We start from the raw sequence: 8,223 nt of genomic DNA, 5'->3' as shown, positions 1-8,223 counted from the left end.
TCCTCGAACTCCAGCAGCCATACCTCGTTGGCGCCCTCCCGCAGGACCGGTCCGGGGACGTACAGGGACCGTTGCGGGCCGACGGACCAGTAGCGGCCGAGGTTGAAGCCGTTGATCCAGGCGAACCCCCTTGTCCAGCCGGGGAGTTCGAGGCGGGCGTCCCCCGCGCCGCGCACCGTGACCGTGCCGCGGTACAGGCCGGGGGCACCGGAAGCGGGAAGCGGCCGGAACGGCACCGGTTCCACACCATCGTCGAACGCGTCGAGGCGCAGCGCCCGCGCCCGCACCCCGTGCAGATACTGCCGCTCGTGCAGTACGCCGCCGGTGACGCCCTTCGTCTCCCCGGTGCGCGGGCCGTAGTTGACCCGGCCCAGCGACTCCACCCACAGGTCCACGCGCGCGGGCCCGGCGACCGGCTCCTTGAGCTGCGGCTCGTCCTCGGTGAGCACTCCGGCCGGCTCTCCGTCGACGTACACCGTCGCCAGGTCCCGCAGGCCGCGCACGGTCAGGGGGTACGGGCGGCGGGGTCCCGGAACGTCGACCGTGTAGCGGACCAGCCCCCGGTCGACGTCCAGTTCCTCGAAGGTCGGCGGCACGGGCTGCTCGCTCTCGGGCCCGCCGAGCGCGTCGAGCACGGCGGACAGGGACGCCCAGCCGGCCAGGTCCACGGTGGCCGGAGAGCCCAACAGGGCCGGTGCGGCGGGCAGTTCGGGCAGCGGGCCGTCCGTGTACGCGGCCAGGAGCGACCGGAACCGCCAGAACTTCTCCGTGGGGCGCCCGTACTCGTCGATCGGCGCGTCATAGTCGTACGACGTCACGTCCGGCTCCAGCACCCCGTCGTGCAGCGCGCCGCCGCCCCGGTTGGCGCCCGCCCAGCCCGCGAAGTTCGTGCCGCCGTGCGCCATGTAGAGATTGACCGAGGCCCCGCACTCCAGGATCTCCCGCAGGGCGTCGGCGGCGTCACCGGGATCGCGTACGACGTGCTCGGCGCCCCAGTGGTCGAACCAGCCGCACCAGAACTCCATGCACATCAGCGGGCCCGTCGGCCGGTGCCGGCGCAGCGTCTCGAAGGCCACGCGCGCGTGCGACCCGAAATTCGCGGTCGCCAGGACGCCGGGCAGGGAGCCGCCGGTGAGCATGTGGTCCTCGGGGCCGTCCGACGTGAAGAGCGGCACGGTCACGCCCCCCTCGCGCAGCAGGCCGGCGAGCCGGCCCAGATACACCTGGTCCGAGCCGTAACTCCCGTACTCGTTCTCCACCTGCACCATCAGCACCGGACCGCCGCGGTCGATCTGCCGGGGCACGATCTCGTGCAGCAGGCGGGCGAACCAGCGCTCCACATGACCCAGGAACCGCTCGTCACGGGTGCGCACGCGGGCACCCGCCTCGCCGGTCAGCCAGTACGGCAGCCCGCCGTTCTCCCACTCGGCGCAGATGTACGGCCCCGGCCGCACGATCGCCCGCAGCCCGGCCCGCCGGGCCGCGTCCAGGAACCGGCCGAGCGCCTCGACGTCCCGGAAGGAGCCCGGCCGCGGCTCGTGCAGATTCCACGGGACGTACGTCTCCACACAGTTGAGGCCCATCGCCCGCAGCATCGCCAGCCGGTGCCCCCACTGCCCCTCGTGCACCCGGAAGTAGTGCAGCGCCCCCGACAGCAGACGCACCGGCCGCCCGTCCAGCAGAAAATCGGTGTCCCCCACCGTGAACTCGGTCATGAGCACCACCCTGACCCCTGGCGGCGACCGGGTCCATGGACAAAGATCAGCGGTGATTGGACGCAGCTGACGGAGCGCGGGACGGGCTTGCCGGACAGGTGGGAGGACAGCCGATGTACCACACCTGGATGCGGTTCTTCAGCCCCGGACCCGCCCACCACAAGCTCGGCCTCGTCTGCCTCGGCGTCGGCCTCCAGTACGGGGCACTGCCCACCGTCGGACCCCGCACCCTCGACCACCACGTGGCCGTCGTGGTCAGCGCAGGACGCGGCTGGTTCCGTACCGTCGACGGGCGGTCCACGGCCGTCATCGCGCCCGCCCTGCTCTGGCTCACCCCCGGCGTACCCCACCACTACGCGCCCGACCCCGAGACCGGCTGGGACGAGGCCTTCGTCGACTTCACCGGGCCCACCGCCGACACGTACACCGAACTCGGCTACATCGAACCGGACCGGCCCGTCGTCCCCCTCTCCGACGCGGGCCCGGCCCGCACCACCGTCGCCCGCATCGCCCGCGCCGCCCGCCTCGGCAACCCCCTCCTGGAGGTCGAGACCAGCGCAGCCGTCCACGAACTCCTCGTCACCCTGCGCCGCGCCCGCGCCGACACCGCCCCCGACGGCGAACAGGTACTCCAGGCCCTCGCCCGCGACGCCTTCAAGCCGCTCTCCGTCGCCGACCACGCCGCCCGCCACGGCATGAGCCCCGCCGAACTGCGCACCGCGGTCCGCCGCGGCGCCGGATGCAGCCCCAAGGACTACCTCCTCGGCATCCGCCTCGGCCGCGCCAAGGAACTCCTCGCCGCCACCGAACTCCCCGTCGCCGCCGTGGCCAGACGCGTCGGCTACGACGACCCGGCCTACTTCTCCCGCCTGTTCACCCGCCGCGTCGGCACGGCCCCCGTGCGCTTCCGTGAACAACAGGGCCGTACGGTCCCCGGCGGCTGGAGCAACCAGGTCCCCGACCCCGACGATCCGCCGATGCTCCATTCCCCGGGAACACGATGACCGGAACTCCTCGGGAACACGACGGCCCGGACCCCCGGAACCACGTTGATCGAACGGCCGCGCAGCACCCGCGGCACGCCACGTAGGGTTGCCCTCCATGACCACCAGCAACACCGGAAACGCGGGCGGCGTCGACCCGGCCGTCCGCGCCGAACTCGCCCGGCTGCGCGAGAGCATCGACAACATCGACGCGGCCGTCGTCCACATGCTCGCCGAACGCTTCAAGTGCACCCAGCAGGTCGGCCACCTCAAGGCCGCCCACCAGCTGCCGCCCGCCGACCCGTCCCGCGAGGCCCAGCAGATCGCCCGGCTGCGCAGCCTCGCCGAGAACGCCAGACTCGACCCGGCGTTCGCGGAGAAGCTCCTCAACTTCATCATCGCCGAGGTCATCCGCCACCACGAGAGCATCGCGGACAACGCCGGCGGCGTCGGTGGCACGGGCGGCCGGGAATGACCACAACGGCCCACCGGCAGGCCCCACTTCTCAAGCCTTTGTAGGCCCGCCCTCTCGGCGTGCGCGCCGAAATGAGGCATCCTGCGTGAGCACTCCTTGTCAGTCCACGAGTACTCCCTGTCGGTCGGTTCGGACATAAGCTTGTCGTCCAAGCGAGGGGACTCCGCTCCATGCCGCCGGATGCCAAGATCCTCATAGTCGACGACCATGAGGAAACGCTCTACGCCCTGGAAAGCGCCCTGGCCCCGCTCGGCTACCACCTGACGCGGGCCACCAGCGGCGACGAAGCGCTGAAGGAAGTCCTGCGCGGCCACGTCGGCCTGCTCCTCCTCGACGTACGCATGCCCGGCGTCAGCGGCCTCGACGTCGTCCGCTACATGCGCGGCGTGGAACAGACGCAGCTCATCCCGATCATCCTCGTCACCGGCTTCGGCCCCGACGCCGAACTCACCGCCACCGCCTACCACCTGGGCGTCGCCGACCTCGTCATGAAACCCATAGACCCCTGGGCCCTGCGCACCAAGGTCCGCTACCTGTACGACTCCCACCAGCGCTACCGGTCCCTGGAACGCGAAGTACGCGAACTCCGCGCCCTGGTGAAGGATCAGCCGCCCGCCGGGCGCTTCGTGGGACCGGGGACGTAACCCCGGCCGGTCCTGGGCGCAACTCCGACCCGCTACGGGGGCGCAACCCCGCCCGGACCAGGCCACCCCTGTGCCGGGCCACGCCCATCAGGCAGCATGGCACCCATGTCCGTACTGACGCGCGACGAAGCGCAGACCCGTGCCAAGCTCCTCGACGTCCACCGCTACCAGATCGAACTCGACCTGACGCGTGGCGACGAGATCTTCGACTCCCTTACCGTCATCCGCTTCACCACCCGCGCGGACGGGGACACCTTCGTCGAGCTCAAGCCCGCCGAACTGCGCTCCGTCACCCTCGACGGCACCCTTCTCGACCTGGACGCCCACTCCCTGGACGAGAACCGGCTGCCGCTCAAGGACCTCACGGCCGGCGAGCACGAACTGCGCATCGACGCCACCATGCGCTACTCCCGCACCGGCGAGGGCATGCACCGCTTCACCGACCCCACCGACGGCGAGACATACGTCTACACACAGCTGTTCATGGATGACGTGCAGCGCGTCTTCGCGGCCTTCGACCAGCCCGACCTCAAGGCCGTCTTCGAACTGACCGTGACGGCCCCCGAAGGCTGGACCGTACTCGCCAACGGCACCACCGAGCGGCAGGACGACGGCCGCTGGCACGCCGCCGCCACCCCGCTGATCTCCACCTACCTCGTCGCCGTCGCCGCCGGCCCCTGGCACTCCGTACGCACCGAACACCGCGGCCTGCCCTTCGGCATCCACTGCCGCCGCTCGCTCGCCCCCCACCTCGACACCGACGCCGACGAGATCCTCGACATCACCCGCGCCTGCTTCGACCGCTACCACGAGAAGTTCGAGGAGCCCTACCCCTTCGACTCCTACGACCAGGCGTTCGTCCCCGAGTTCAACGCCGGTGCCATGGAGAACCCCGGGCTCGTCACCTTCCGCGACGAGTTCGTCTACCGCTCCGCCGTCACCGACACCGAACGCCAGACCCGCGCCATGGTCATCGCCCACGAGATGGCCCACATGTGGTTCGGCGACCTCGTCACCCTGCGCTGGTGGGACGACATCTGGCTGAACGAGTCCTTCGCCGAGTACATGGGCTACCAGACCCTCACCGAAGCCACCCGCTTCACCGACACCTGGACCGACTTCGGCATCGTCCGCAAGGCCTGGGGCTACGACGCCGACCAGCGGCCCTCCACCCACCCCGTCGCCCCCGACCCCGAAGCCGTCCCCGACACCGCCTCCGCGATGCTCAACTTCGACGGCATCTCCTACGCCAAGGGCGCCTCCGCCCTGCGCCAACTCGTCGCCTGGCTCGGCGAGAAGGACTTCCTCGCCGGCATCAACACCCACTTCGCCCGCCACAAGTTCGCCAACGCCACCCTCGCCGACTTCATCGAGTCCCTCGCCGCCGCCACCGAACGCGACGTCCACGCCTGGGCCGACTCCTGGCTGCGCACCACCGGCGTCGACACCCTCACCGCGTCCGTCACCGCTCAGCCGGGGGAGTGGACCCTCACCCTCGACCGCGCGGGCAGCCGCCCCCACCGCGTCACCGTCGGCGTCTACGACCGCGACCTCAACGACAGCCGCGCGCTCCTCCTGCGCGAACGCTACGAGACGGACATCCCGCAACAGCCGGCCCCCGAACCCCGCACCGGCCCCCGCCCCGCCCTCGTCGTCCCCAACGACCTCGACCTCACCTACGCCAGGATCCGCCTCGACGAGGTGTCCTCCGAGACCGCCCTGCGCGGCATCTCCGACGTCCCCGACGCCCTCACCCGCGCCGTCCTGTGGAACACCCTGCGCGACATGGTCCGCGACGGCGACCTCGCCCCCGCCGCCTACCTGGAGACCGCCCGCGCCCACCTCCCCGAGGAGAGCGACCTCGCCGTCGTCCAGGGCGTCCTCACCTTCGCCGCCGCCCAGGTCGCCGACCGCTACATCCCCGCCCACGAACGGCCCGCCGCCCTCGCCACCCTCACCTCGCTCTGCCGCGACCTCATCCGCCGCACCGAGGACGGCGACCACCCCGGCCTGCGCCTCATCGCCGTACGCCACCTCATCGACGTCGCCGCCCAGCCCGACACCATCAGCGCCTGGTTCTCCGAGGGGACCGTCCCCGGCGGCCCCGAACTCGACCCCGAACTGCGCTGGCGCATCCTCGGCCGCCTCGCCGTCCTCGGCGCCATCGACGACGCCGTCATCGAAGCCGAACTCGTCCAGGACCCCAGCGCCACCGGCCAGGAAGGCGCCGCCCGCTGCCGCGCCGCACTCCCCGACCCCGTCGCCAAGCGCGCCGCCTGGGAGTCGATGTTCACCACCGACGACCTCTCCAACTACCTCTTCACCGCCACCGCCCAGGGCTTCTGGCAACCCGAACAGACCGACCTCGTACGCGAGTACGTCGGCCTCTACTGGAACGACGCGGTAGCCGTCGCCGCCCGCCGCGGCCCCGCCATCGCCGAAGCAGCCGGCCGCTGGGCCTTCCCGGCCTACGCCATCACCCGGGAAACCCTCCAGGCAGGCGAACAATGCCTGACGGAGTCCACCCCCACCCCAGCCCTCCGCCGCAAACTGACAGACCAACTGGACGACCTGGCCAGGGCATTGCGAGTACGAGAGGCATAGAGGACGAGGACTGATTGACCGGCCCGCGCCCCTTCACGCACAAGGGCGCGGGCCCGCTTTCTTCCTTCAGGGGCGCGGGCAACCGCCTGCTTTGGCTTTCAGGGGCGCGGGGCTCGCTTTCTTAGAACCGGCGCCGCGCACCGCCATCTTTAGGGGCGCGGGGAACTGCGCGACCAGCCCCCACCGACCGGCACGTCCCCACAACCCCCGGCGCGGAGCGCCAAGAACCCCGGCGCGAAGCGCCAGTACCCCTTTCGAGTGCTGATCACCGCACTCTCCGGGCACGCGGCCCCAAACACAGACACGCTGGAAGTCCCCGCCCCGCGCCCCGGAGGACGACCATGAGCCCGCTCGCATCAGGCCCCCAAGGCCCGACCACCCTGCGACCGCTGCTCACCACCGTGCTCGACGCACTGACGGCCGGCGCAGCCACCCGCGACGGCCCCCTCCCGGCCGGCGGCCCCACCGAGGTCGCCGCCCGCCTCCGAGAGGCCCTCGGCGACCCCTTCCCGGACCACGGCGACGAAGACGCCCTCCGCACCCTCGTCCAAGCCGTCGCCGCCGGCGCGGCAGACCCCGCGGACCCCCTCTGCACGGCCCACCTCCACTGCCCGCCCCTCGCCGTCGCCACCGCCGCGGACCTCGCCGCCTCCGTCCTCAACCCCTCCCTCGACTCCTGGGACCAGGCCCCGGCCGCCTCCGAACTGGAAGCCCTCGTCACCAGGGCCCTCGCCGTCGAGGTCTACGGGGCCACAGGACAAGCCGGGTCAGCCGGCGACGCCCTAGTCACCACGGGCGGCACCGAGTCCAACCAACTCGCCCTCCTCCTCGCACGCGAACACCACGGCCACACCCAGCTCGTCTGCGCCGAGAACGCCCACCACTCCCTCCGCCGCGCCACCTGGCTCCTCGGCCTCCCCGAACCCGTCACCGTGCCCGCCTCCGCAGGCACCATGGACCCCGCCGCACTCGGCGAAGCCCTCACCGCACTCCAGGGCCCCCGCGGCTCCCTCCTGGTCGCCGCAACCGCCGGCACCACCGACGCCGGCCTCATCGACCCGCTCCCCGACATCGCCGCCCTCTGCGAAACCCACGGCGCCCGCCTCCACATCGACGCCGCCTACGGCGGAGGCCTCCTCTTCAGCGACCGCCACCGCCCCAAACTCCACGGCCTCGCCCGCGCCCACACCGTCACCCTCGACCTGCACAAACTCGGCTGGCAGCCCGTCGCCGCAGGACTCCTCGCCGTACGCGACCGGCACGACCTCGCCCCACTCGGCCACCACGCCGACTACCTCAACGCCGACGACGACACCGAAGCGGGCCTGCCCGACCTCCTCGGCCGCTCACTGCGCACCACCCGACGACCCGACATCCTCAAGATCGCCGTCACCCTCAAAACCCTCGGCCGCACCGGACTCGGCGCCCTCGTCGACCGGGTCTGCGAACAGGCCGCCGAGTTCGCCGAGCTCGTCCACCGGCACCCCCGCTTCGAACTCCACGACCGGCCGACCATCAGCACCGTCCTGTTCCGGCCCACCGACGCCACCGACGACACCGTGGCCGCCGTACGCCGCACCCTCCTCACCGAAGGCCGGGCCGTCCTCGGCCGCGCCCGCCTCGACAACCGCCTCTGGCTCAAAGCCACCCTGCTCAACCCGCACACCGGAGCCGACGACCTGGCCGCGCTCCTGAAACTGGTGGAAGGACACACGCCGCGATGACGCCCCCCACGTCACCCACACCCCCCCATCACCCCGTGCACCACGAGCCCGAAGCCCCCCGCGACCTCGTCGGCATCG

At 71.9% G+C, this 8,223-nt stretch carries 6 protein-coding genes; 5 read left to right on the top strand and 1 reads right to left on the bottom strand.

The features are described 5' to 3' along the window. Nucleotides 1–1,715: beta-galactosidase family protein (locus O3Q52_RS43905; RefSeq protein WP_269654116.1), on the bottom strand; the 1,715-nt coding region annotated here is incomplete at its 3' end. A 113-nt stretch (nt 1,716–1,828) separates the two neighbouring features. Here O3Q52_RS43905 and O3Q52_RS43900 point away from each other — a divergent pair. The 5 genes from O3Q52_RS43900 (at nt 1,829) to O3Q52_RS43880 (ending at nt 8,145) form a co-directional block, all read left to right on the top strand. Next, complete coding sequence (locus O3Q52_RS43900) at nt 1,829–2,719, top strand: AraC family transcriptional regulator (RefSeq protein ID WP_269654115.1); 891 nt, start codon at nt 1,829–1,831, stop codon at nt 2,717–2,719. Between the two features lie 97 nt (nt 2,720–2,816). Then, a complete protein-coding gene (locus O3Q52_RS43895) occupies nt 2,817–3,173 on the top strand; it encodes a chorismate mutase (RefSeq protein ID WP_269654114.1) in 357 nt (118 codons plus the stop codon). A 170-nt stretch (nt 3,174–3,343) separates the two neighbouring features. Then, complete coding sequence (locus O3Q52_RS43890; RefSeq protein ID WP_269654113.1) at nt 3,344–3,817, top strand: two-component system response regulator; 474 nt, start codon at nt 3,344–3,346, stop codon at nt 3,815–3,817. A gap of 96 nt (nt 3,818–3,913) precedes the next feature. Next, a complete protein-coding gene (gene pepN, locus O3Q52_RS43885; RefSeq protein ID WP_269654112.1) occupies nt 3,914–6,421 on the top strand; it encodes an aminopeptidase N in 2,508 nt (835 codons plus the stop codon). Between the two features lie 341 nt (nt 6,422–6,762). Then, nucleotides 6,763–8,145, top strand: coding sequence for an aminotransferase class V-fold PLP-dependent enzyme (locus tag O3Q52_RS43880; RefSeq protein WP_269654111.1), 1,383 nt, complete (start codon nt 6,763–6,765; stop codon nt 8,143–8,145). The last annotated feature ends 78 nt before the right edge of the window (nt 8,146–8,223 follow it).

It is taken from the genome of Streptomyces sp. ActVer (assembly GCF_027270795.1).
Classification (GTDB): domain Bacteria; phylum Actinomycetota; class Actinomycetes; order Streptomycetales; family Streptomycetaceae; genus Streptomyces; species Streptomyces umbrinus_A.
This window is presented reverse-complemented; position numbering and strand designations above follow the sequence as displayed.